The 24165-nt window shown below is 67.8% G+C and carries 20 protein-coding genes and 1 pseudogene; 10 read left to right on the forward strand and 11 right to left on the reverse strand.

Going from position 1 to position 24165, the window contains the following annotated elements:
• Positions 1–22 precede the first annotated feature (22 nt).
• The 5 genes from KGS77_RS14125 to mshD all read right to left on the reverse strand — a co-directional run bounded on the left by KGS77_RS14125 (position 23) and on the right by mshD (position 6779).
• On the reverse strand, positions 23–2317 hold the full coding sequence (locus tag KGS77_RS14125; RefSeq protein WP_242581427.1) for an RNA degradosome polyphosphate kinase: 2295 nt from the start codon (positions 2315–2317) through the stop codon (positions 23–25).
• Positions 2318–2934: 617 nt separating this feature from the next.
• The gene (locus KGS77_RS14130; protein WP_242581429.1) at positions 2935–3993 is read right to left on the reverse strand and encodes an ABC transporter ATP-binding protein; all 1059 of its coding nucleotides are present in this window, start codon (positions 3991–3993) and stop codon (positions 2935–2937) included.
• Positions 3994–4110: 117 nt separating this feature from the next.
• On the reverse strand, positions 4111–4533 hold the full coding sequence (locus tag KGS77_RS14135) for an ATP-binding protein (protein ID WP_242581431.1): 423 nt from the start codon (positions 4531–4533) through the stop codon (positions 4111–4113).
• A 3-nt stretch (positions 4534–4536) separates the two neighbouring features.
• Positions 4537–5508 (reverse strand): MEDS domain-containing protein, encoded by a 972-nt coding sequence (locus KGS77_RS14140; protein ID WP_242581433.1) that lies wholly within the window; start codon positions 5506–5508, stop codon positions 4537–4539.
• A 254-nt stretch (positions 5509–5762) separates the two neighbouring features.
• Positions 5763–6779, reverse strand: a complete 1017-nt coding sequence (mshD, locus tag KGS77_RS14145) for a mycothiol synthase (RefSeq protein WP_242581435.1) — start codon at positions 6777–6779, stop codon at positions 5763–5765.
• Positions 6780–7012: 233 nt separating this feature from the next.
• Between mshD and KGS77_RS14150 the strand changes: the two genes are divergently transcribed.
• Together KGS77_RS14150 and KGS77_RS14155 are read left to right on the forward strand one after the other, a co-directional pair.
• Positions 7013–8974 (forward strand): bifunctional metallophosphatase/5'-nucleotidase, encoded by a 1962-nt coding sequence (locus KGS77_RS14150; protein ID WP_242581437.1) that lies wholly within the window; start codon positions 7013–7015, stop codon positions 8972–8974.
• A 137-nt stretch (positions 8975–9111) separates the two neighbouring features.
• On the forward strand, positions 9112–9585 hold the full coding sequence (locus KGS77_RS14155; RefSeq protein WP_242581439.1) for a DUF3574 domain-containing protein: 474 nt from the start codon (positions 9112–9114) through the stop codon (positions 9583–9585).
• Here KGS77_RS14155 and KGS77_RS14160 read toward each other — a convergent pair.
• Together KGS77_RS14160 and KGS77_RS14165 are read right to left on the reverse strand one after the other, a co-directional pair.
• Positions 9537–9767 (reverse strand): DUF397 domain-containing protein, encoded by a 231-nt coding sequence (locus KGS77_RS14160; protein ID WP_242581440.1) that lies wholly within the window; start codon positions 9765–9767, stop codon positions 9537–9539. The genes KGS77_RS14155 and KGS77_RS14160 overlap by 49 nt on opposite strands.
• A gap of 2 nt (positions 9768–9769) precedes the next feature.
• Complete coding sequence (locus KGS77_RS14165) at positions 9770–10627, reverse strand: helix-turn-helix transcriptional regulator (RefSeq protein WP_242581441.1); 858 nt, start codon at positions 10625–10627, stop codon at positions 9770–9772.
• Between the two features lie 137 nt (positions 10628–10764).
• On the opposite strand from KGS77_RS14165, the gene KGS77_RS14170 reads away from it, so the two are divergent.
• The 3 genes from KGS77_RS14170 (at position 10765) to KGS77_RS14180 (ending at position 14310) form a co-directional block, all read left to right on the forward strand.
• Positions 10765–11256, forward strand: coding sequence for an ATP-binding protein (locus KGS77_RS14170; RefSeq protein ID WP_242581442.1), 492 nt, complete (start codon positions 10765–10767; stop codon positions 11254–11256).
• Between the two features lie 281 nt (positions 11257–11537).
• Entirely contained in the window at positions 11538–12926 is a 1389-nt protein-coding gene (locus tag KGS77_RS14175) for a hypothetical protein (RefSeq protein WP_242581443.1), read from the forward strand.
• Between the two features lie 46 nt (positions 12927–12972).
• Entirely contained in the window at positions 12973–14310 is a 1338-nt protein-coding gene (locus KGS77_RS14180) for an SGNH/GDSL hydrolase family protein (protein WP_242581444.1), read from the forward strand.
• A gap of 1 nt (position 14311) precedes the next feature.
• Here the strand turns inward: KGS77_RS14180 and KGS77_RS14185 are convergent, their stop codons facing one another.
• A complete protein-coding gene (locus tag KGS77_RS14185) occupies positions 14312–15238 on the reverse strand; it encodes an aminoglycoside phosphotransferase family protein (protein ID WP_242581445.1) in 927 nt (308 codons plus the stop codon).
• Between the two features lie 640 nt (positions 15239–15878).
• On the opposite strand from KGS77_RS14185, the gene KGS77_RS14190 reads away from it, so the two are divergent.
• Positions 15879–16367 (forward strand): hypothetical protein, encoded by a 489-nt coding sequence (locus KGS77_RS14190; protein WP_242581446.1) that lies wholly within the window; start codon positions 15879–15881, stop codon positions 16365–16367.
• Between the two features lie 386 nt (positions 16368–16753).
• On the opposite strand, the pseudogene KGS77_RS14195 reads toward KGS77_RS14190, so the two are convergent.
• Positions 16754–17262 (reverse strand): annotated as a pseudogene (locus KGS77_RS14195) (IS5/IS1182 family transposase); the annotation flags it as partial.
• A gap of 43 nt (positions 17263–17305) precedes the next feature.
• The gene (locus KGS77_RS14200; RefSeq protein ID WP_242581447.1) at positions 17306–18685 is read right to left on the reverse strand and encodes a hypothetical protein; all 1380 of its coding nucleotides are present in this window, start codon (positions 18683–18685) and stop codon (positions 17306–17308) included.
• A gap of 316 nt (positions 18686–19001) precedes the next feature.
• Here KGS77_RS14200 and KGS77_RS14205 point away from each other — a divergent pair, with 316 nt between their 5' ends.
• The 3 genes from KGS77_RS14205 (at position 19002) to KGS77_RS14215 (ending at position 21541) form a co-directional block, all read left to right on the forward strand.
• On the forward strand, positions 19002–19535 hold the full coding sequence (locus tag KGS77_RS14205) for a hypothetical protein (RefSeq protein ID WP_242581449.1): 534 nt from the start codon (positions 19002–19004) through the stop codon (positions 19533–19535).
• 406 nt (positions 19536–19941) lie between these two features.
• Positions 19942–20886 carry a DUF6571 family protein gene (locus tag KGS77_RS14210; RefSeq protein WP_242581451.1) on the forward strand — a complete coding sequence of 315 codons (945 nt, stop codon included), beginning with the start codon at positions 19942–19944 and terminating at the stop codon, positions 20884–20886.
• Positions 20887–21079: 193 nt separating this feature from the next.
• Positions 21080–21541 (forward strand): hypothetical protein, encoded by a 462-nt coding sequence (locus tag KGS77_RS14215; RefSeq protein ID WP_242581453.1) that lies wholly within the window; start codon positions 21080–21082, stop codon positions 21539–21541.
• 77 nt (positions 21542–21618) lie between these two features.
• Here KGS77_RS14215 and KGS77_RS14220 read toward each other — a convergent pair whose 3' ends face one another.
• Positions 21619–22473, reverse strand: a complete 855-nt coding sequence (locus KGS77_RS14220) for an NAD(P)H-binding protein (RefSeq protein ID WP_242581455.1) — start codon at positions 22471–22473, stop codon at positions 21619–21621.
• A gap of 359 nt (positions 22474–22832) precedes the next feature.
• Between KGS77_RS14220 and KGS77_RS14225 the strand changes: the two genes are divergently transcribed.
• Positions 22833–24059, forward strand: coding sequence for an LmeA family phospholipid-binding protein (locus KGS77_RS14225; protein ID WP_242581457.1), 1227 nt, complete (start codon positions 22833–22835; stop codon positions 24057–24059).
• Positions 24060–24165: the final 106 nt, after the last annotated feature.

A 24165-nucleotide genomic window follows, 5' to 3' on the forward strand; every position in this document is an offset into this window, starting at 1 on the left:
CGCGCGAAGCGAGGAGGAGATCTCATGTCGCTGGGCCACGCCTGCGCCTCCGGGCGTCTATGAGCATTTCCTGTACGTTGCGCAGCGGCGTACCGTCCGCGTCCGTTGCGTGCCGGGTCCAGTTGCCGTCCGGGCCCAGGTGCCAGGAGGACGTGGAGTCCGACGTGCCCGCCTCCAGCAGCCGGTTGAGGGTGGCGCGGTGCGCGGGGTCCGTCACCCGTACGAGCGCCTCGATGCGCCGGTCCAGATTCCGGTGCATCATGTCGGCGCTGCCGAGCCACACCTCCGGCTCGCCACCGTTCCCGAACGCGAAGACCCGGGAGTGTTCGAGGAAGCGCCCCAGGACGCTGCGTACGCGGATGTTCTCGCTCAGGCCGATGACGCCCGGCCGCAGCGCGCAGATTCCGCGTACCCATACGTCCACGGGGACGCCCGCCTGCGACGCCCGGTACAGCGCGTCGATGACCGCCTCGTCGACCATCGAGTTGACCTTGATGCGTACATAGGCGTGCCGCCCGGCCCGGTGGTGCGCGATCTCCTTGGCGATCCGCTGGACCAGCCCGTCCCGCAGCGATTTGGGCGCCACCAGCAGCCGCCGGTAGGTCTCCCGCCGCGAGTAGCCGCTGAGCCGGTTGAACAGGTCGGAGAGGTCCGCGCCGACCTGGGGGTCGGCCGTCAGGAGTCCCAGGTCCTCGTACAGCCGGGCAGTCTTGGGGTGGTAGTTCCCCGTCCCGACGTGCGAGTAGCGGCGCAGCGTCTCGCCTTCCTGGCGGACGACGAGCGACAGTTTGCAGTGCGTCTTGAGGCCCACCAGTCCGTACACGACATGGCAGCCCGCCTCCTCCAGTTTCCGGGCCCACTTGATGTTGGCCTGTTCGTCGAAGCGCGCCTTGATCTCGACCAGGACGAGCACCTGCTTGCCGGACTCCGCGGCGTCTATGAGCGCGTCGACGATCGGTGAGTCGCCGGATGTGCGGTACAGCGTCTGCTTGATCGCCAGGACGTGCGGGTCGGCCGCGGCCTGCTCCAGGAACGCCTGCACCGAGGTCGAGAAGGAGTCGTACGGGTGGTGCAGCAGCACGTCGCGGGCGCGCAGCGCGGCGAAGATGTCCGGCGCGGACGCCGACTCCACCTCGGCCAGGTGCCGGTGGGTGCCGGCCACGAACTTCGGGTACTTCAGCTCGGGCCGGTCCAGCGCGCCGATGCCGAACAGCCCGGTCAGGTCCAGCGGGCCGGGCAGCGGGTAGACCTCGGAGTCGGAGACCTTCAACTCCTGTACGAGCAGGTCCAGTACGGCCGGGTCGATGGACTCCTCGACCTCCAGGCGGACCGGCGGCCCGAAGCGGCGCCGCATCAGTTCCTTCTCCAGCGCCTGGAGCAGGTTCTCCGCGTCGTCCTCCTCGACCTCCAGGTCCTCGTTGCGGGTGACCCGGAACATGTGGTGGGCCCGCACCTCCATCCCGGGGAACAGCTCCTCCAGGTGGGCGGCGATCACGTCCTCGATGGGCACGTACCGCTGCGGTGACGCCTCAAGGAAGCGCGAGAGCAGCGGCGGAACCTTCACACGTGCGAAGTGGTCATGTCCGCTGACCGGGTTGCGCACGACCACGGCCAGGTTCAGCGACAGGCCGGAGATGTACGGGAAGGGGTGCGCGGGGTCCACGGCGAGCGGGGTGAGGACCGGGAAGATCTGCTGCCGGAAGAGGGTGAAGAGCCGGGCCTGCTCCGTTTCGGTGAGGTCGGGCCAGCGGATGAGGTGGATGCCCTGGTCGGCCAGCTCGGGTGCGACGTCCTGCTGGAAGCAGGCGGCGTGCCGGGCCATGAGCTCGCGCGAGCGGGTCCAGATCAGGTCCAGCACCTCGCGGGGCTGGAGGCCCGAGGCGGAGCGGGTGGCGACGCCGGTCGCGATACGGCGTTTGAGGCCGGCGACCCGGACCATGAAGAACTCGTCCAGATTGCTGGCGAAGATCGCCAGGAAGTTGGCCCGTTCGAGGAGCGGGGTCGCCGGGTCCTCGGCCAGCTCCAGCACCCGCTCGTTGAACGCCAGCCAGCTCCGCTCGCGGTCCAGGAAACGCCCGCTGGGCAGCTCCTCGCCGTCGAGTCCCGGGACACCCTCGTCCTCGTACGCGTCCGGGTCGGCGTCCAGGTCCGGCTCCAGCTCGGGGACCGGGACGACCATGGCGTGCGGGCGGTGCGCGGCGAGGGAGCCCAGGGAGGGCTGAGGGGCGGGCAGCGGCGGGAGGGGCGCCGCCCGGTCGGTCACGGCCGTCAGGCCGGTCGACGGATCGGTCGACGGATCGGTCGACGGATCAGCCATCGGGTCAGTGGAAGTGTCAGCCGTCGGATCGGCCGACGGGGCCGTCGCCCGGTCGGCCACCCGGCCCGTCGCCCGGTCGGCCGCCGAGCCGTCCCGGCCTGGCGCTTCGCGCGCCGGTGCCTTCCGTGCCGCCTTCTGCGCCTGCGCCTTCTGTGTCTGTGCCTTCTGCGCCGGCGCCTTCCGTTCCGCCGCCTCTGGCGCCGCTTCCGGCGTCGGCTCCGGCTGGGGCGCCGGCGAAGGCGGAGCGGGCATCCTCCCGGACCGGTCCGGGGCCTGGGGCTGGGCCTGGGCGCGGGGCTGCTGGGTCATGGCCTTATTCTTCCGCGCCCGGACGATTACAGGCGCGTCGGAAACAGGTGGAGCGGAGCGGAGCCATCGGTCGGAGGCGGCGGGTGGCACAGCGGGCTGCATTCAGCGATGCTCGCAAGCGCCGCTGAATCGCCGGTAACGCGGACATGACGGCAAGGCAAGCGCGAAGCTACCCGCAAGGGTCCACCTGGCGGCGCATCACCCGGAAGGCCGCCGGTACCAGCAGCGCGGGCTCTTCCCTCACGACGCCCGGCCCGTCCCACGCCGACGGCCCGTACGACTCATCCGACCCGCACGTCCCGCACGATTCACGCGACGGTTCCGTCCCGGCCGCCGACGGGCTCGCACCCCACGGAACCGCCACCCCCAGACCCGCCGACCTTCGAACCACCAACCCCGGACCCGCCGCCCCGCCGGTGCAGCCGCGCCGGCCGGGGTTCGGCGCTCGGCGCGATCAGACCGGGGACGTCCGGGTCCCGCAGATAGGCGAGCAGCAGCTCCTCCAGCGACGGTTCGGCCGTCTGCCACGGGCCCGCGACCGGCCCTCGGCGCCGCACGAGCGCACTGGCCTGACGCCCCGTCACCGAAGAGGCGACAACCGTGTGCGCGGCGAACTCCGGCGGCAGACCGGTGCCCCGGTGCGGCCCCGTCAGCAGCGAGTGCGCCCCGATCACGTCCTCGACCTCGCCGGCCACCCGGATGTGCCCGCCGGCGACCAGCAGCAGGTAGTCACAGACGCCGTCCAGTTCGTCGAGCAGGTGCGAGGACAGGACGACGGTGGTGCCGTACTCGGCGGTCTGCGCCAGGAGCAGGCCCAGGACCTCATGCCGTACGAGCGGGTCGAGGCCGGCCAACGGCTCGTCCAGCAGCACCAGTTCCGCGCGCTTGCCGAGGACGAGGGAGAGCGCGACGCGGGTCCGCTGACCGCCGGAGAGCGTGCCGACGCGGGAGCCGAACGGCACACCCCCCTCCCGTACGATCCGCTCCGCGAGGGCCTGGTCCCAGCGGCCCGGATTCAGCTCCCGGCCCATACGCAGCGTCTCGGCGACGGTCAGCCGCGGATACAGCGGCCGGCCCTGGGCGAGGTGGGCGACGCGCGGCCGTACCTGCGGGGAGCCGGCGGCGGCACCCAGGACTTCGACGGTCCCCTCGGTGGGCCGGGTCAGTCCGCCGACGAGCGAGAGCAGGGTGGTCTTGCCCGCGCCGTTGGCCCCGACGAGCGCGCAGACGCGGCCGGCCGGCAGCCGGAAGGTGCAGTCGCGCAGCGCCCAGCCGCGGCGATGGCGGTATTTCTTCCCGAGGCCGACCGCCTCTATCGCGGTGTGCCCCGAGACCCGGCTGGCCAGCTCGTTCGCCCGGCGTATCACCCTGGCCCCACTTCTCCTCTCCCCCGCACCTTCCACTAGTCAAGTAGTGGAAGGGTGGGCGACGCCCATCACACCTGTCAACTCTCCGCCACCGCACCACCGGCGCGTCATCGCTGCTCACGGCAGCAGTACGGAAAGCGTGACCACCGCTCCCTCGGCACACGAAGTGATCTCCAGCCCGTCCGTCAGCCGCTGGGCGGTCCACAGCCCCCAGCCGCTGGTGCTGTCCAGGGGCGGGGCGCACGAGGGGATGACGGAGGCGTCGAACCCCGGCCCGTGGTCGGAGACCCGGCAGCGCACCAGTCCGTCCTCCTGGTAGAGGCGCAGATGGCCGCCGCCGCCCGCGTGGCGGATGGCGTTGTCGACCACCTCGTTGACACTCAGGAGCAGCCCACCGCGGCGGCGGCCGGAAAGGCCCCACCGGGCCGCGTACTCCCCGATCCTGGCCCGCAGCCTCGGCGGATCGACGGCGGTGAACAGTGCGGCGAAAGAGGATTCGAGAAAGAATTCCTCAGGGAACTCATTGGCGGTCGAGCCCATGTTTCATTCGCCTTCCACCGTCAATTGCGGGATGTCGAGCGCCCCCATGAGCAGAAATGTGTGGGCATGGATTCCGCCGCACCGGATGTCGACATGCCTGCTGGGTTCCATGTACGCGGCCAGACGCAGCAGGGCTCTCGCGCAATAGACGTCCAGGAAGGACAGCTCCGTCAGATCCAGGACGATACGTCTGGCGCCGGACGCGGCGATGCCGCGCAGAATTACGTTGAACTGCTCGCGGGTCGACAGATCCGCGTCACCGATCAGCTTCAGCCCGTACGTCTCATCGGAACCGGCCCCAGGCCCAGAATCAGACCCAGGACCGGAACCAGAACCAGACCAAGGACCGTAACCGGAACCGCCGTCACGGCCGTCGTCGAGGCCGTCGCCTTCACCTTTGCCGCCGCCGCTCCCGTTCTCCGCCACGGCCAGCAGGCTCCCGGGCCGCTCCATCAGTACGGTCGGGTGCCCGGCCGCGGCCCGGTCGAGCACCTCCTCGTCGAACCACGCACGGTCGTACGTACAGATCTCGGTGTAGCGGGAATCGGCGAACAGGTAGTGGCAGCCCGACGTCTCCCGCCACATGACGCGCTCGATGTCCGCCCCGAAGGACGGCACCCACGCCATGTCGATGGCGCTGCGCACCGCCCCGTACCCGTCCCGCTGCGCCCGCTCGATCTCACGGTGCAGCCCGGCCATCTGCCGCTCGACCGAGAGCGGGTGCGGAAGCCACATCTGGTCCATGGTCAGCAGCAGCAACTGCCCCCGCTCCAGCGCGGACTCCACCGGCGGGCCGTAGGCGAGAAGCTGCGCCAGTACGGTGGATTCCGCCAGCGCGGGATCGGGGAAGAGCAGCACGCGCTCGCCCTTGGTGATCCCGGTCTGCGTGAACGCGCCGAGGGTGGACCAGCGCGACTCCTCGTCGGCGTAGCTCGCGAAGGCGTGGTCCCCCGGCCGCAGTCGCTCTACCGGCACGATGCGTGCGTGCTCCTCTGCGTGGAGAGCCACCGCAGTCCCCTACTTCCCTGCACTTCCCCTGCCAGGGCCGGCCCACGAGCCGGGAACCGGCAACCGGACATCGGAAGCGCAGGAACCCAGTGGGCGGCACCCGGAGACTAACGGCTCCCGGAGGCCGTCGGCCCCGATGAAAGGAAACAGTCACGTACGAGTCCGGCCCCGACCGCTACCGTCCCATTCCGCCCTCCACACGCCCACCTCTGACCGAACTGTCAGCTCTCGGTCCGGTACATCAGATCGGTCTCGTGCGTGACGAACCCCAGCCGCTCGTAGACGCTGACGGCGGGCCCGTTGTCGGCATCGACGTACAGCATCGCCGTCGGCAGTCCCTGGCCCGCCAGGTGCCGCAGCCCGATCGTGGTCAGCGCCTTGCCGAGCCCGCCGCCCTGCGCCTCCGGGCCGACCCCGACCACGTACACCTCGCCGAGCCCCTCCTCCTGGTGCACCTTGGTCCAGTGGAAGCCGACGATCCGCCCGTCGCGCTCGGCGAGGAAGAAGCCCTTGGGGTCGAACCACGCCGCCGCCTTGCGGTCGTCCAGGTCCCGCTGGGTGAGCGAGCCCTGCTCGGGGTGGTGGGCGAAGGCCGCCGCGTTCACCGCGAGCCAGGCCGCGTCGTCCGTGCCCGGCTGGAAGGTCCGTACGGAGACTCCGGCCGGCAGTACGGGCTCCGCCAGGTCCAGGCCGCTCAGCGGGCGCCGCATCTGCCGCAGCTCGCGGAAGAGCGTCAGGCCCAGGGTCTGGGCGAGGTGGCGGGCGGCCGGGTGCCCGCCGTGCGCCCACACCCGCAGCCGGCGCCCGGACTGCGTCAGCAGCTCATGGCCCAGCGCGCGGCCGTGCCCCCGGCCACGGCGACCGGGCCGTACGACCAGCTCGGCGGCCGGCGCCTCCACCGGATCGGTGTCCTCCAACTGCCCGTACGCGACCAGCTCGGCCGCTTCCGTGCCCGCGGCCGTCCCCGTACCAGCACCCGTACCCGCATCGGTGCCCGCGTCAGGGCCCGCATCCGTGTCCAGGCCCGCGGCCGGGGCGTACACCAGCACATGCCGTACGCCCTCCCGCCGGCCGCCGCCGAGCTGCAACCGCCCCTGCTCGGACACCGCCGGCTGCCCGTCCGCCCGCGCGGCCTCCTCGATCAGCTCCAGCACGGCCCGCGCCACCTCGGGCGTCAGCTCGTCGGCCACCTGAATCCTGCGGCCTGTCCGGCCCATCTCCTGCGCAGCGTCAGTCATGCCCGAAGCGTACGACCCCGCCCCCGCCACCCGGCCCCCACGGCCCGGCCCCCACGGACACCGGGTCGGCCCCATCGGCCCCGCCGACCCCGCCGACCCCGTCCGGCCTTCAGAAAGCACACACCGACTCGTAACCCGGCACCCCCTGTCGCGCTACGCGCGTTGACCGTAGGCTGCCGTGCGCCCGGACGTCCGCGTCCGGGCATTCCGCTGTCCTAGAAGGGGAACATCAGATGTCAGCGACACCTCAACGGCGCCGCTCCACGCGCCGGTTGTCGGCCGCCGCCGCCGTGCTGGCCGCCGCCGTCGGGGTCACGGCCGCGGCGATACCGGCCGGTGCCCAGGAAGCGCACGGCGCGCGGCAGGCGCAGGGTACGTACGGGGACGACGGGCGGCACGGCCCGTACAGCGAGCACGGCGAACCCGGCGAGCACGACACATACGGCAAGCACGACGGACACGGCAGGCACGGCAAGCACCCGCGCCACTCGCGCATCGTCGACGTTCAGTTGCTCTCCTTCAACGACTTCCACGGCAACCTGGAGCCCCCGCAGGGCTCCTCCGGCACCGTCCAGGAGACCCAGCCCGACGGCAGCACCAAGAAGGTCGAGGCCGGCGGTGTGGAGTACCTGGCCGGCTCGCTGCGTACGGCGCGCAAGGGGCACCCGTACTCGGTGACCGCCGCGGCCGGGGACCTGGTCGGGGCCAGCCCGCTGCTGTCCGGTCTCTTCCACGACGAGCCGACCGTCGAAGCCATGAACAAGCTCGGCCTGGACGTGACCTCGGTCGGCAACCACGAGTTCGACGAGGGCCGCGCGGAGCTGACCCGACTCCAGAGGGGCGGCTGCCACCCCAAGGACGGCTGCTACGAGAAGACGGGAAGCAAGGGGAAGACACCCAAGAGGTTCCGCGGCGCCGACTTCCCCTACCTCGCCGCCAACGTCACCGACGAGAAGACCGGCCGCCCCATCCTCAAGCCGTACACCGTATGGCGGCACAAGGGCGTGAAGATCGGCTTCATCGGTGTCACCCTCGAAGGCACCCCGAACGTCGTCAGCGCCAACGGCGTCAAGGGCCTGAAGTTCCACAACGAGGTCGAGACGATCAACAAGTACGCCAAGGTGCTGGACCGGCAGGGCGTGAAATCGATCGTCGCGCTGATCCACGAGGGCGGCATGCCCGCCTCGAACTCCTACGACTACGACTGCGACAGCCCCGGCGCCGGGGCCGGGGCCGGCATCTCGGGCCCGATCGTCGACATCGCCAAGAAGGTCACGCCGAAGGTCGACGCGCTGGTCACCGGCCACACCCACCAGGCGTACGCGTGCACGATCCCGGACCCGTCCGGCACCCCGCGCACCGTCACCTCCGCCGCCTCCTTCGGCAAGCTCTACACGGAGACGACCCTCACGTACGACCGCCGGACCAAGGACATCGTCCGTACGAGCGTCCGCGCGCCGCAGGCCCGCAACCACGTCGTCAACCGGACCCAGCCCAAGGCCGCGGACATGACCGCGCTGATCAAGCGCTGGAACGCGCTGGCCGCGCCGGTCGCCGGCAAGCCCGTCGGCCACATCTCCGCCGACATCGCGGGCCGCGGCTCCGAGGCCCCCGAGTCGCCGCTCGGTGACGTCCTCACCGACGCGCAGTTGGAGGCGACCGCCGGGGACGGGAAAGGCGGCGCGCAGCTCGCCCTGATGAACCCCGGCGGCATCCGCTCCGACCTGGCCTTCAAGGCGTCGGGCGGGGAGGGTGACGGCGTGGTGACGTACGGCGAGGCGTTCACCGTACAGCCGTTCACGAACATGATGAACGTCGTCGACCTCACCGGCGCCCAGCTCCTCACGGCGCTCCAGCAGCAGGTCAGCGGCCCGAACGAGGCGTCGCCGAAGATCCTCCAGGTCTCCAGGGGCCTCACGTACACCCTGGACATGACCAAGACCGGCGCCGCGCGCGTCGTGAAGGACTCGGTCAAGCTGAACGGGACCACCATCGACCCGGCCAAGACCTACCGGGTCGCCATGAACGAGTTCCTGGCGGGCGGCGGTGACGGCTTCACCGTCCTGAAGGAGGGCCGCAACAAGTACGTCGGCCCCTCCGACCTGGACGCCTTCACGGCCTACCTGACCGCGCACTCCTCGGCGAGCGCTCCGCTGGCCCCGCCGAAGGCGGACCGCATCACCGTCGTGAAGTAACTTCCGCCCCGGGTGTAACCCGTGTAACCCGTATCCGTGCGGAGCGGGGCGAGGCGGTGGCGCAAGACAGCGCCACCACACCCCCGCTTCGCGCGGAATGCCCGGCGTGCCGTCCGGCTGGACGGCACAATGCCGGCATGACGATGACCAAGCCCCGTATGCGCCTCGCCGCCGTCGCCCTCACGGCCGGCCTGCTCGGCGCCGGCGCCCCCGTCGCGTACGCGTCCCTGGACGACGACTCCGAACCGGCCATCGCTTCCGCGAAACCCGCCGCGGAGGGCAGCCCGTACATCGAGACCAGCCTGATGTTCGGCACCGCCCGCCCCAACGGCGGCCCCCCGGTCACCGACAAACAGTTCCGCGCCTTCGTCGACACCTACGTCACGCCGCGCTTCCCCAGCGGCCTCACGGTCCAGGACGGCTACGGCCAGTACCGCGACACCCACGGCAAGATCGAGCGCGAGCGCTCGTACGAGCTGATCCTGCTCTACCCGACCTCCCAGTCCCGCCCCGCCGGTACGAAGATCGAAGCCATCCGCAAGGAATACATGAAGCGGTACGCTCAGGAATCCGTGGCCCGCATCGACGACCGCACCCGCGTCGACTTCTGAGCCCCGCCGCCGGCTTTCACCCGCGCAATCAAGCCGCGCAGTCCTTCCGGGGTGGCGGTCAGCACCACGCCGGGAACGTCGCTTTCCCGGAGGAGCAGCGAGCCGCCGCCCCGATCGGCCACGCCTATGCAGGAGTTGCCCTCGCTGCAATAGGACGACTGCTGCCAACTGAGCTGAGACATGTTCAACCCCTCAAGCTTTTAGCGATACCGCGAATGAAGTCACGCGACTGCTCCTCATCGAGCGCCGCACTTTCCATCCTCGTAAGTAGATTGCGGTACTTGCTCAACTGGGCCTCGTCATCAAGCAACACGGTCCCGTGAGACTGATCGAGCTGTACGGTGTCGAGCTGAGGCACCGGGCCGTCCACGTAGCAGACGGATTGGCCAGAACCCGGATATGCACCTGCATCGAAGGGGATCACCAGGATCGTCACATGCTCCCGCTCTCCCATCTCCAGCAAGTGTTCGAGCTGCGCACGAGTCACCTGGGGGCCGCCGAACTTCATACGCAAGGCGGCCTCATGGATGATCGCATCGCACGGCAAAGGGTCATGGCGGTAGAGAACCACTTGGCGCTTGATACGAAACGACACCCGGTGCTCGACCTCCGGTGGCGTCAGTGGTGTTACCGCATGCCGGAAAACCTCTCTCGCGTGATCCGCGGTCTGCAACAACCCGGGAATGTGGGACGTGTGCGCAATGCGCAACCGTGCCGCATGATGCTCAAGTTCCGCCAGGGCCAACAGACCGGCGGGGAGCAACTCCCGGTATTCCTCCCACCAACCGCGCTTTCGCTCACCCGCAATCGCGATGAGCGCGTCGATGAACGCATCGTCAGTACATGAGTAGTTGTGCGCCAGGGCCCTCAGTCGGTCTGCGCTCACCCCGAACCGGCTGGCTTCGATATTGCTGATTTGCGTCTGCCCGACACCGAGCCGCCGACTGGCCTCGGTCACGGACAGCCCAGCTTGCTCGCGGAGCTTGCGCAGTTCGGCTCCCAACCTTGCCTGGCGCGCTGTGGGACTACTCCTCAAGGGCATTCATCGCCTCTCTCGTCCCGCCGTCACCCACATGAGTGCTTGTCTCATAGATCTGGCGAAGAGCGCTACATACATTAAGCCACTAGCCCTACCGTGTGAGCCACATCACCAAGTCACCGTTCCGGCAGGAGACTTCCATGGCCACCGTATCGCCGTCCCAGCCCTGGGCGTACACGCTGCAACTTCCCCGGGACGCCGGGGCACCGAAGATCGCGCGGGCCGTCGCGCGGGAGACGCTCCGCCACTACGGAATGGGGGAACTCATCGAGACGGCCGAACTGTTGGTGAGCGAGCTGGTCACCAACGCGTACCTGCACAGCGACGGGCCGTCGTCGCTGCGCATCCGCCGTATGGAGGCCGACCGGCTGCGGATCAGCGTGTGGGACACCAACCCGGTGATCCCGCCGCCGTTCGCCGGCCCCGCGCAGAGCGAACTGACGGTCGGCCTGTTCGGCGCGCCCAGCACCACCGCGCCCTACGCCGAGGGCGGGCGCGGCCTGCTCCTCGTACGGCTCTGCGCCGTCAACTGGGGCGGATACCCGCTCGCGGAGGGACTGTTCGGCATGGCCGGGAAGCTGCTGTGGGTCGAGGTGGCGGCGACGGACACCGCGTTCGACATCGCGGCCTGACGCGCGGGGACAGAACAGGCAGGCACTACCGCCCCACCGGCCGGCCCGCCGCCACGAAACACACGTCCGAACGGATGAACTTGTCCGCACCGCGCTTAGAACGAACATACGGCAAGGAACATACGTATTCGAACGAGGCGGCGCAGCGGATCACGTCAGCATCGATCTCGCCCGCCGCCGGGGCGCGTACGTACGCCCATGACTCACACAGCCGATGAGGGCGCCCGTGTTCCCGCGCTGCGCGCCACACGGCGATCACGCCTGGAAACGGAGAGCCGGCCGTGGCGGAAAACGAAGCGAACAGAAGGATGGCGCTGTCCATCTACAACAGCATCTTCAATGCGGTGACGGGGACGAGCGACACCGGCCAGTCGGGCTACGACCCCAAGAAAACCTATCTGACCATGGAACCTTCCGGCCGGCTGATCGACCCGAAGGACTATGCAAATCCCTGGACGCCGGGCAACAAGACAGGGAACAAAGGGGCCGCCTACAACATCGCCCAGCTCGCCTACGAAGTCCATGAAATGAGCCCCGCCACCAGCATTTCGAGCGTCCGGGCCGTCGATGTCTATCAGCAGATTCTGCGGGCCAACACCAGCGATCCCGAGCTGGACGATTCGGCGAAGCAGCGGATCCAGGAGGCGCAGGCCGTCCTGAAGCGGGAGGTCACGGTCACCGACGACGAGACCGGCAAGCCTGTGCAGAAGACCGTGGAAACGGTGATGAGCCGTGAGTACACGAAACTTCGGCAGAAGTACTACTCGGCCCGCCTCTCATACATGATGGCGTACCTCAAGGCTCAGGAGACGGACAGCGGCAGGCAGAACTGGCCGCTGCTCGGTCCGACCCTGCGGGGCCCGGTCACCGGCACGTACGACGATTGGCGGGCCGCCCATGCCAATGAGGTCGAGTCCGCGATCGCCGTGCTCGCGACCAACGGGAACAAGCAGGTCGCCCTCGCTTTCGCGGCGGCCAAGAAACTGTTCGACGGCTACGGTGTGGACCTGACCGGTACGCCGGAACTGACGTACCGCAGCGCCGTGTACCCGACCGGCTGGACCTCGGCGGAACTGGCCGAGGACTGGCCCACGGCGACCGTGACCCAGGGCTCCCAGGAGACGTCGAGCAGCGAGGAAGCGCACAGCTACGCCGCCAGTGCCGGCATCAAGAACGGGATTTGGGGCTGGGGCGGCGGGGTCGAGGGCGGCGGTTCCAAATACCAGTCGCACCTGAGCGAGGAGACCAAGAACCTCAAGGTTTCCTTCCAGTACTGCCTGTGCACGATCTCCCGTCCCTGGCTCGACGGCACGCTGTTCAGTACGCCGCACTGGAAGACCAGCCAGTACGACCCCGGAACGATCTCGACCGGAAAGCGTGACCAGAGCGGCACCGCACTGCCCATGCTGCCGGTCTCCTTTCTGTGTCTGCGTAACGTCAGCATCACGGCGGACTGGCACAAGTCGGATTCCGAGAACGCCAACCGGGCCGCGAAGTTCGACAGCGAGGTGACCTGGGGGCCGTTCAAGCTGGCCGGTTACAGCCAGAACGACGAATCCCGCAGCCATCACATGCGCGCCGACTGGGACGGCAGCACGCTGACGCAGAAGGGCCTGCAAATCGTCGGCTGGCTGCACAGCATCGTGCCGTACTGCCCGCCCACCAGTTAGCCCCCATTCACCGATGCGCCCACACCATCACGGCAGGAGAAAACCCGTGCGCACCACCCGACCAGCTCCCTCAGGCACCCGCGGGACCAACCGGTCAGCACCTTCACGCACCCGCCGCCGCAACCGTCTGACCGTCGCCGCCGCGACCGGCGTCGCGCTGTCCGCGCTCACGGCCGCCGCCCTCCCCGGTGACGTGAACCGGCCACCCTCCCAGGAATCCCGAAACGGGCGGGCGGCCGGAAAGCCCACGTTCGGCAAGCACTATTACGTCTCCCTCGGCGACAGCTTCATCTCCGGCGAGGGAGGGCGGTGGGCCGGAAACGTCGCCATCAAGGAAGACAACACGACCAACCTCTACGGCACCGACCGGGCTTCTTACAAGTGCCGTAACGACGGGACCCACTGCCGGCACGACCCGCTGCGGGTGTACGAGTCGTACGTCAATCCCCTCACCGGAAAGAACAACGGGTGTCATCGCTCCGATGTCGCCGAGATCAACAGCGCGGGATTCAGCCACCCCAAGAACCTGGCCTGCTCGGGCGCCCAGACGCGTCACCTCCTTCAGGACTACTTCAAAGGCGAGGACGTCCAGCTAAAGCAGTTGGAGAACTTCGTCAAAGACGGAGAACACAAGGTACGCCTGGTGCAGATCTCGATCGGCGGGAACGACGTGGGGTTCTCCGGCATCATCGAGCAGTGCATCAAGGGCTTCCTCAAGCCCGTGGGCAGTACGCACTGCAGCAAGGACGAGGCACTGACCAGCAGGGCCCGAAAGGCGTTGGCCGATCTGCCGCAGGCGGTCCATCACGTCGCGTCCCGGGTGAAGGAGATCACGGGCAATCCGCGCAACAAGCAGTCGGGTTACCGGATCGCCCTCCAGTCCTACCCCTCACCATTGCCGGATGCGGCCCGCTACCGCACGAAGAGGGAGGGCTACAACCGTTACCACCCCAACGGCTGCCCGTTCTTCAACGACGACACGGACTGGGCCCGTGCTCACCTCCTCAAGCCCCTGTCGGAGCAGATCCGCAAAGCGGCACGTGCGGCAGCGGTCGACTTCCTCGACCTGAGCAACGCCTTCACGGGCCACGAGGTGTGTGCGGAAGGCACCGTCCAGGCAGTACAGGCGGACTCCCGGTACGGCATGGACGAGAAAAAGGCCGAGTGGATGCGTTACCTGAGCGTCGGATACGAGGGGGCGCCGCTGCCGTACAGCCAGGGCCAGCAGGACGAGTCCTTCCACCCGAACGCCTTCGGCCAGGAGGCGCTGGGCGTGTGCCTGAAGAAGTTCTACAAGGTGATCGACGACAGCCAGGTTCCGCTCGAACGGCGCTGTCTGAACAGCGGCCGGGAAATCAAGACCATGGAGATCAGGACCATGTGATTCACCCCGTGCCGAACCAGGTCTCCGCCAGAGAGTCGAGGGTGGGGCGGGGCGGCGCGGGGAGCTCCCGCAGGTAACGCGGAAAATTCCCGTGCACATGGAGCAAGGCGTACGCGAGGAGTTCGCGGGGCCCGAAGGTGTGCCCGTAAGCGGCGGCGACCCGGGAGAACAGACGAGGATCGCCCCGCGAGACATACAGCCCCACAGCCACGAAATCGTACGCCGCATGACCCGTCATCGCCGGCTCGAAGTCGACCAGACCGGTCAGCCGCCAGTCGTCGTGCGGGGTGACCAACAGATGCTCCCGCATGAACTCCGTGTGCAAAAGCACGCGCGGCGGATCAGCCGGCAACGGCACAGAGTTGAGAAAACCGGGAATCTGATCGAGCCACTCGTCCCACAGCCCATGCCCGCGCTGCCGCTCGACAGCGGTGGAACGCTGAGCCGCCACAAACGCACCCCAGTCCCCGGGCCCCAGCACATCACCCAGCGGCTCGGGGTCCAGCGCATGCAGCGCGGCCAGCGTCTCCCCGGCCTCGGTGGCGATCCGATCCCGCTCACTCTCCGGTACACGGGACCAGGCCAGGGCCAGATCCTCCCCGCGCAGCCGCGACATCAGCACGTACCGCCAGTTGTTCTCATACGTACCCGCGTCGTACACACACGGCGTCGGCACGGGCAGCCTGCCCTCCAGATAGGACAGCACACGCGCCTCGGCCACGCCGTCCTCCGCACAGACCCCCGGAAAGAGCTTGAGGACCTGACGGGTCCCGACGGCATACACGGGCTGCGAGCCCACCGGGAAACGCCTCAGCGGCAGCCCACGAAGACCCAGACGTGCACAGAGGTCTTCCACACCCGGGCGCATCACCTCTTCAACGGGGACGACATCGTCCCACTGGGCGTCCGTGTCCACAGCAGGCAGCATGCGCGCCAACGTAGGCGCGCGTTCCCACCGCTCGCAACGCGTTTTCGCCCGACGCCCGCCCGAAGAAACGGTCCACAAACCTTTACCGAACGGTCAGCCGCTCCCTCAACGATCGCCACTACTTTTCCCGACGTCGACATCGAACCCGACCATCGAGAAAGGCACATGCGATGACCCCAAAGACAGACACGGCAACGACAGAAACACCCGGGGCGCCCGAGTCGAGCAGTCTCCACCCGACCGATATCAGTGCAAGCCGGCGAGATGTAGTCGTACCGGGCGGCACGCTGCACGCCGTACGACCGGGCAGCCACGGAACACTGCTGATCGTCGAGGCATACAACGAAGAATGAGCCGGGCCCCGGCCGTCCACGGCGGCTTGCGGTGACTCCTCTTCCCCAAGGGGACCGGGCCACGAGTTGACCCATCCGCCGCTACGAACGCGACCTCCGCGCCGTGCAATCAGGACTACTCGTCCGAAGCGCCTTTCGGCCAATCGGATGACAAACGTCCGTCGGTTACCGGCCCCGACCGATCGGCAGCATGCTGCGATGTCGAGGCACTTGAAAGAAACGTTCGGTTCTCAATACCACCTCACCAAGGTGGAATCCTACCCGGAGACAAGGGCACCGGAACGGTCATGGGGTACTTTGACGCCGGTCTCGCCGAGCTGAAATGGCCCGACCAGCAGCAGTTGAACGTAAGCATGGCGTCCTCCGAAGGTGGCTACAAAGTTCCAGGGGAAAATAGACGCGCATCATCGGCCGTCGACGCCAAGCGCATCGCCACGCGTTACGCGCAAATGCATGCAGCGTGGGGACTGCCAGGATCGAAAGTGCTGGTCAACGGAGTAGGAGACACATCCAAACTGGGCTGGATGGTTTCCTGGCGCAGGCGGCAAGGGAAGGTACTGTTGCCGATTCGACTGGACGTGCTCGTTGAACGGAGTGGGCGCATAACAGAGCTAATCGCTCGCAATATCAGCGACCCGCGACTACCGCCTGTACGCATCAATGAGAGCAAGGCGGTAGCTGCCGCATATGCACACTTCCATAAAACCAATGAGAGGGAAGCTCAAACCATCTTGCTGGCCCAACAGTATGGGCTGCGCTTTTCGTGGCGCCCGTGAATATGCGCGTGCAAGGTTACACCGTTCGCCCTCGCGAGTGGATACCGCGTCTCTCACTGGAGAAGCTAGGGCAAGTGCGCGACATTTCCATTCAGGAGGGCGAACTGCCCGACCTTTGATCTCGCAATCTCGCAACCAACCAGTCGAGATTTCAGCGTATATCAGGGACAGCGTTTCACTGCGCCAACAGCCAGGATGACAGGCCGGTTAGCGGCCGGCGGTATGTTCTTGAGTTCGCCCGGGTTGATACACACCTTAATGCCGGAATGGTCCCAGTTTTCGTACAGCCACGTGCACCTGTTGCAGTTGCTGTGAACCAGGTCGATGTCCCATTGCGGCAGGCGCCAGTCCTTAGCGGAACAGGGGTAGGTCCCTCTTAGCTAGCCACCGACGGCGTCTTTCGCGCCGGACAGCTCCACGCCTTGCGGTCGTTGCGGTGGCCGGGCAGCGGCCGGCCGACCGCGACGACGAGCCGGGTGCCGACGTCGATGACGACCTGGTGGCTGGTGGAGTACCGGTAGTTCTTGGGCTGCCCGGCGACGGTGTGGTCGCGGGCGGGGACCAGCGTGTCGTCCGCGATCAGCGCGGCGTCCTTGCAAAACCGCTTGCGATGCCGGAAGGCGAGCGCGGGCCCGAGGTGGTCGATGATGCGGCCGGCGGCCGACTTGAACATCCCGCACAGCGGCGCGCGTTGGCGCAAGGTCAGGTTCGCGTGCCCGTACGCGGCGGCCAGGAGCACGCGGTTCTCCAGCGGCAGACTCCAGGGCCGGCCCCTGCGCACCGTATTCGCGCCCTCACGCCGCAACGCAGTGATCAGCTTGCCGAACTGGTGCGGGCTCAGCCCGGGGAACGGGGCCATCCAGGAGGGCTCCGACGCCGTGATCACACCAGACACAGCAAGACCATCTCATCTGCGACCAGCAGTTACGGGACAACCCTTAGCTAACGTCATGTGCTGGCGCCGCCGCTTTTGTGACGCTCAGGAGGGTCATGCGCAGGGTCTCGGTTACTTGCTGCATGAGGGTATGGCTGTGTACGGCGTTGTCGTACTCGTTCTGGATCGCCAGGTGGCCGTCGAGGGTGAAGACGCAGATCTTGGGCGGCATGCCGACGGCCATGGCGTACACCTCGTCCCGTACGACCTCGACGTCCTCGGGAACGCGATGGGCGGGTATGCGGCCGATGTTGGAGACGGCGATGCTCGGCGGTGCGGACATGGCCCGTATCGCCTTTTCGTTGACGGCCTGGACGGACGCGAGGAGGAAGCTCTCCGGGTCGCGGCGTGCCAGGGATGCGGCGAGGTCGGCGGTGATGAGGCGGCCGATTTCGAGGGGGTCGGAGTCGGGGGCGACGTCCGCCAGGCTGCCCGTGCCGGAGGCGCAGTTGAGTGTCACGGAGGTGGAGAGCGGTTTCTCCAGCCGCCCACGCAGGTCGACGGCATGACCGCACAAGAGCGGCATGGGACCGGTGTCCCCAGGGAGGTGGGAACGGACGGCGATCAGCGCGGCACCGCAGACCAGCCCGTACAGCGAGGTGCCCGCCGCACGGGCGGACGCGACGAGCGCGGCGGTGGTGGCCGCGTCGAAATCGATCCGTACACGGGCGAACCGGCCACCCCCGTCACCGGCCGGCGAGTACGCGTCCGTGTCCGCCGCCGCCTCCCCTTCTGCGTCCGTGGGCAATGCCGGCGCCTCGAAGAGGCCGTAGCCGGCTGCCATCTGCTCGATCAGGGCGTTCAGTTCCGCCTCGTCGAAACCGGGCTCGGCGGCCAGGCGCTCGTCGATGGCCTCGGGCAATGCGGTCACCGCCGGCGCGTCGGACGACGGCGGGATGGCCCCCTCGACCAGGGACGTGTAGCGCTCCCACAGCTCGCTCAGCAGGGCGAACCCCGACCGGCCGTCCATCACGCCGTGATGGAAGACCAGTGTGATCCGTGTCAGCTCACCATCGGGGAAGACATAGGCGCGGAACAGACCCTGCTGCCAGTCGGGCGGGGTGTTCAGCAGCCGGTCGTAGGCGTCGTCACCGCCCGACAGCACCTCCAGCCGCGGCCGGAACCCCTCGACCAGACGGAAGTACGCGCCGGTGTCATCACCGTCACCGTCGCCGTCACCGCCCACGACTTCGCAGCGCAGCAACGGGTGGTGGTCGGCGAGGGCGCACAGGGCGCGTTCGAGCAGGGGTACGTCGATCCGGCCGCGCACGACCGAGCCGATGAAGGCCGGCATGTCGCGGACCGGCACGCTGCCGAACCGCGTACGGCCGAGGAAGTAGCGACTTTCGAAAGGGGAGAGGGGACGTTGGTGCCGTGTACTCATACCTGCCTCCGGAAGATCATCGACCCTGTCGGCCGGAGCACCGACTCTCCTCCGCCCCCGCCCCGTCATCACGCCGCTCAGAACCCGTCCCGGCGGTACACCCACCCCCACCTTCCCCTCACCGCCCTGCCCCACCCCACCTCGCCCCGCCTTCGCCGGTGAAGCCCTTCTCTACGGCCACCCCGCGAGGCACGGCGCCCGTAGGACTTTCAGTCAGACATCCCCTCCCCCGATTGGCGGAGGTGTTCTCGACTTTCGGGTGATGCCGCGCTGTGAGGCCGGGGCCTAGCGTCGAGGCATGGGAAATCAGGGGCGAGTGAGTGACCGGCGTCGGCGGGGGTGGGCGTATGCCGCCTTCGGATGGCTGGTGCTGAGTTTCGTGTGGCACGCGTGGATGGCGGTGGACTACCGCCGTGCGATGGGACCGGACAGCGACGCTCCGGTGTGGGTGTTCCTCGCCTACGACGGGCTGGTCACGCTGATGTCGGCGGTGGGTGCCGTTCTGGTACTGGCGACGGTACGGGCGTGGGGTGACCGGATACCGGGGTGGATGGTGCGGGTGCCGCTGTGGTTCGGGGCGGGGCTGCTGGTCGTACGAGGGGTGCCCGGTCTCATCGAGAACATCACGACGGTGACCGGCATAACCCCGCACGGGCTCCTCGGCCAGGCAACGGAGTTGGCCGGCGCCTGGGGAACGGCCTTCTGGACGAGCTTGGCCATCAACACCTACTTCTTCATAGGCGCGGTGGTGATGGTGCCGGTGGCGGTCGCATACGAACGCGCGGTCAAGTCCCGTCAAAGTGGTTCAGAAGCCCGGCTGTCAGGGCTTCAGCACCACGTCCAAACCTGACGACTGGCACCACGCGGTGGGCACACACGGACGAAGCCACGGGGCAGTTGCACTAGGCAGGACTCATAAAGGGGGAGTGCGTCATGGGCGGCCGGAGCAGCGTCCGTACATGGAAGGGCCGACGATTCGGTAATGAAGCGTCTCCGATGGCTGCCTCCGCTGCCTCCGCTGCTTGCGCGCGGCACGATGGTCGCGATCGCCGTGGGGTTCTTGGCCATCCTGTCCCTGGGCACGCCGCAGCGCCCGCGGCCGGAGGCAGCGGCGGAGCGGATGGCAGGGCTGCATCCGGACCAGCACCCTTCTGGGACACCTTCTATTCGACCTCGAAGCGGCAACCGACCAGACCCATGTCATCAGCCGCAACCACGACCAGCAGGTACGCGGCTATCAGAGTCTCGTCACCCTGATGCAGCAAGGCGGAAGTTACTCCCCGCAGTTCCTGCACGACATGGCGGACGACATCCGCGCCGCCGAAGACAGGTCCAAGGGAGGCAACCCCGACGTCTGGGACCTCGACGGCGACTTCAGCGGCAAACACGACGACTGGTTCGCCAACGACCCCCTCGACGGCGTACTCAACCTCATGAGCCGCAACCCGGGCGCCGCCACCGCCTACCTCGACCCCGACAGCGACCCCAACCCCTTGGACGGCAAGCCCGAGAAGAACGACCGCCTCGACTATCTCCTCAACAAACGCGACTGGAAGGTGGTCGACACTGTCGCCTGGCACGGCGATCTCCAGTACGCGGGACCCGACATCGAGGACAGAGACAACCGAGCCGGCCTAGGCAGGGCACTCCAGGCAGCAGCCACCGGAATCGCTGCCGACAATACGGAACGCCACGCCTACGTTCCCCATACCGCAGCACACGACCGCATTTTTGATTACGCATTCGAATACGCCGCCAAGAAGGAGAACGACTTTCCACCCGCGCTGCGGGAACCAATGGCAGGCGTACTGGCCAATTACGGCGACAAGGTCCACCGGTCTACCAGTTCCCTCGACATCACGGACGACCCCCTGCCGCAGAAGAAGTTGCTGGAGGTAATGAAACAGGTCTCAAGGGACAAGAATGCCTATGGCATCCTCAACGAGGGCCTGGGTTACGAAACCCTCAGAGTGGTGTCCGATCCCGACCCGAAAGATGACCGAGCACCCCTCATCCGAGCGGGACGAACCATCGGATTCCTCGAAGAAGCCAGAACCCAGGCAATCGAGGCGGACAAGAAGGACCTTTCCGGGCAGAAAATGGGCACCTACCACATGCTAGGCGCACCGGTCACCTTGATTCCCGTATTGGGAGATGCTGCGCAGCGTGGAGTCGACTTCCTGACCACCGCCTGTATGTAAACCATGGCGAGAGGGAGGCCTCCGTCAGCATAATAGACGCCATCAACAGCGCGGCGATTAACGGAAATGACCACGCGCAGGGCATTTCCGGGAAGAAGAAGTCGGAATGAAACCCCTCCGGAAGGTGGCAGTTACTCTCCTGGCGGGTGCGGTCGTGTTTTTCAGCACGTCGGGCTGCTCCAGCACTGACGGCATGGACTATTCGATTCCTGATCGCATCTGCGGTTCACCCGTTGACGCCGCTCTCGTCTCCCCTCTCCTGCCGCCAGGCGAGAAATTCACCCAGCACTATCCAGGGGAAGACGACATGCACGGCAGCATACCCTGCACGATCGGAATCGATGAAAAGACCGCCCTGATGATCAGGAAGGAAACACACCCTGACAAAATTGACGCGCTGGCCACCGCGTCACTGAGCTACATGCATTTAAGGAATCCGCGAAGGGATTCGTTGAATCCAAATCTCGCCATTGCCGATAACGGCGGAGTGTCCACATCCAAGTGCAGAGCGGATAAAAAAGCTACCTACTTCACCCTGCGCGTAATCAGTTCGAAAATGCAACCAGAAGACGTGGACAAGCAGCGCGCTGATATCAAGCGATTCATCGAGGCATACGAACGGGTGGCGCGACTCGCCGCGAAATGTGCGAAGTAGCATTTTGCGGCGAGTCGGCTCTCAAGCGGGCCGCGCGGCGGGCAGTTGCGGGTAAGGCTGGGCCGGCGGGTGGGTGGTCAGCGGAAGTCGGGGGCGTGGTCGGTTGCCCATTGGGTGAAGGTGCGGGCGGGGTGGCCGGTGACGTGCTGGACGGTGTCGGTGATCAGGGGCTCGGTGCCGATGGTCGAGGCGAACATGTCCAGGAGGCGGAGGGCCACGTCCTTGGGGAAGTGGGCGCCGGCCATCGCTTCGGCGGCCTGTTCTGCGGGGATCTCCTCGAAGCGGATCTCGCGGCCGATGGCCCGGCCGATCTCGGCGACCTGCTCGGCCATGGTCAGCTTCGCCGGGCCGGTGACGACGTACGCCTGGTGGAGGTGTTCGCCGGTGGTGTCCAGGAGGGCTGCGGCGGCGACGGCCGCGAGGTCGGCCTCGTGGACGGGGGCGCCGTTGGCCTGCGGGTGAGCGTCGTGGACCACGCCGGTTTCGCGGATCTCCGGGGCCCACTTGAGGGCGTTGGTGGCGTACATTCCGCCGCGTACGAAGGTCCATTCCAGACCGGAGGACTGGACCGCCTGCTCCAAGCCCGCATGCATACGGGCGATGAAGTTGTCCTGGTCCTCGAAGCCGTCGGTGACGGCCATGGAGGAGTTCAGGACGATCCGGCGGACGCCGGACTTCACGGCGGCGTCGATCACGGCGTCGGCGGCCCGGTCGCCGCCCGCCGCCAGATTGAGGAAGACCGACTCAGCACCTTCCAGTGCCCTCGCCGCGCTCGCGGGGTCGGTCAGGTCCGCCCGTACGGTCTCGGCCCCGGCGGGCAGCCCGGCGCGTTCGGGGTCACGGGTCAGGGCTCGTACGGACGCGCCCCGGGCGAGGAGTTGGTCCACCAGGCTGCGGCCGATGTTGCCGGTTGCTCCGGTTACTACGATCACTGGTGCGCCCTTCCAGGATGTCGGTGACGGTGCGGAGGCAGTGCGGAAGCGGTGCGGAGGCAGTGGGGTGCCGCCGGTGTGTTGTGGGGCGTGGGCGGCCGTGAGGGCCGTACGCGGGGGAGGTTGGTGATTTTCACGTTGCTGCGGCCGGACAAGCCTCCCATACCTCACGTACCGCTGTTAAGACTTGCGTTCGAGTGCCATACGCATGGTGGGATGGAGTGATGCGACCCCCGACACGCATCCGTGCGTCCGCCTCCTCTCCCGACGACCGCGACCGGGGTCGCTTCGGGCCGGACACCACCGGGAACGGGTTCAGAGACGGGTCCAAAGACGGATCCAGGGACGGATCGGGGAGCGTGTCGGCGAATCCGTACGAGGCTCTCGCGGCGCTGGCGGACCCGGAACCCGAGCCGGGCACCGACGGCCGTACGGGCCGCTCACGGCGCCGTGACCCCCGGGACCCGCTGGGACTCGGTCTGCGCTCGGACGACGAGGAGGACGAGGCGGATGCGTGGCAGCCGCCCAACCACCGGCGGCGCAAGCGCGGAATCAGCCGGTTCGCCGGAGTGCCGCTCGTCGTCAAGATGCTGGTCGCCCTGCTGGTGTGCGCGGCGTTCCTCGCCCTCGGCGATCGCTTCGCCGTCCTGTACGCGCAGGACAAGGCCGCCGAGAAGCTCAAGGAAAGCCTGCATCTGAACGCCAAGCCGGAAGTCGACATCAAGGGCTTCCCCTTCCTCACGCAGGTGCTGGACAAGCGCCTGCGGCGGGTGGACATCACCGTGCCCGACCTGGCGGCGGACCGGGTGTCGCTGGCCAAGGTCGAGGCGACCGCGACCGACATCCGCATCCAGGGCGACCTGCCCTCCTCGGTCAAGGGCGCCACGATCGGCCAGGTGCGGGGCACCGTGCTGCTCGCCTTCGACGACATGAACCGCGAACTGGGCGCCTCACAGGTACGTTTCAGCGAGCTGGGGCCCAACGCCGTGCAGGCCGACGGCCGGCTCCCGATCGCCGGTCATGAGCTGCGCGTCCACGCCCAGGCGCATATCCGCCGGGCCGGGGACCGCGGGATCTCCACCGACATCAGCGCGATGCGCCTGGACATCGGCGACCTGGCCGTCTACCGCCCCGGCACCGGCAAGGAGGACGGCCTGCGGCTGACGCGCAAGGCCGCCGCCCAGGTCAGCCGGGAGGCGGCCAGGGTGAAGGAACTGCTGTCGGTCCCGGCGATCGCCCGCCGCATCGGTATCCCCCAGGAGTACATCGACCAGGCGCTGCACAACGAGCACAAGCTGCACGAGCTGACCGGGGCGCCGCGCTTCATCTCGCAGCTCATGCAGGTCAACCTTGTGGACGTCGTGGTGGACCACCCCTGGCTGCTGAAGAAGTTCGGCGTCGACCCCAAGTTCCTGGGCACGCTGGCCGGGCTGACCAAACCGCAGCTCGCGGACCAACTGTCGCTGTCCTTCCGGCTGCCCCCGACGCCCGGCGACGTACGGCTGCGTGACATCTCGGTGCAGCGGGACGGCATCCGCGTGGAGGTGTGGGGGGCCGGGCTGCCCATCGGGGGCTCGCTGAAGTAGTTGGGAAAAGTGGCCCGATGAAGTGGGCGGGGTGAGGGCAGGGAGTCGTACGGCTGCGAGTCGTACGGCTGCGAGTCGGCCCCACGGCCCCACGGCCTCATGGCCT

It is taken from the genome of Streptomyces sp. MST-110588 (assembly GCF_022695595.1).
GTDB lineage: Bacteria > Actinomycetota > Actinomycetes > Streptomycetales > Streptomycetaceae > Streptomyces.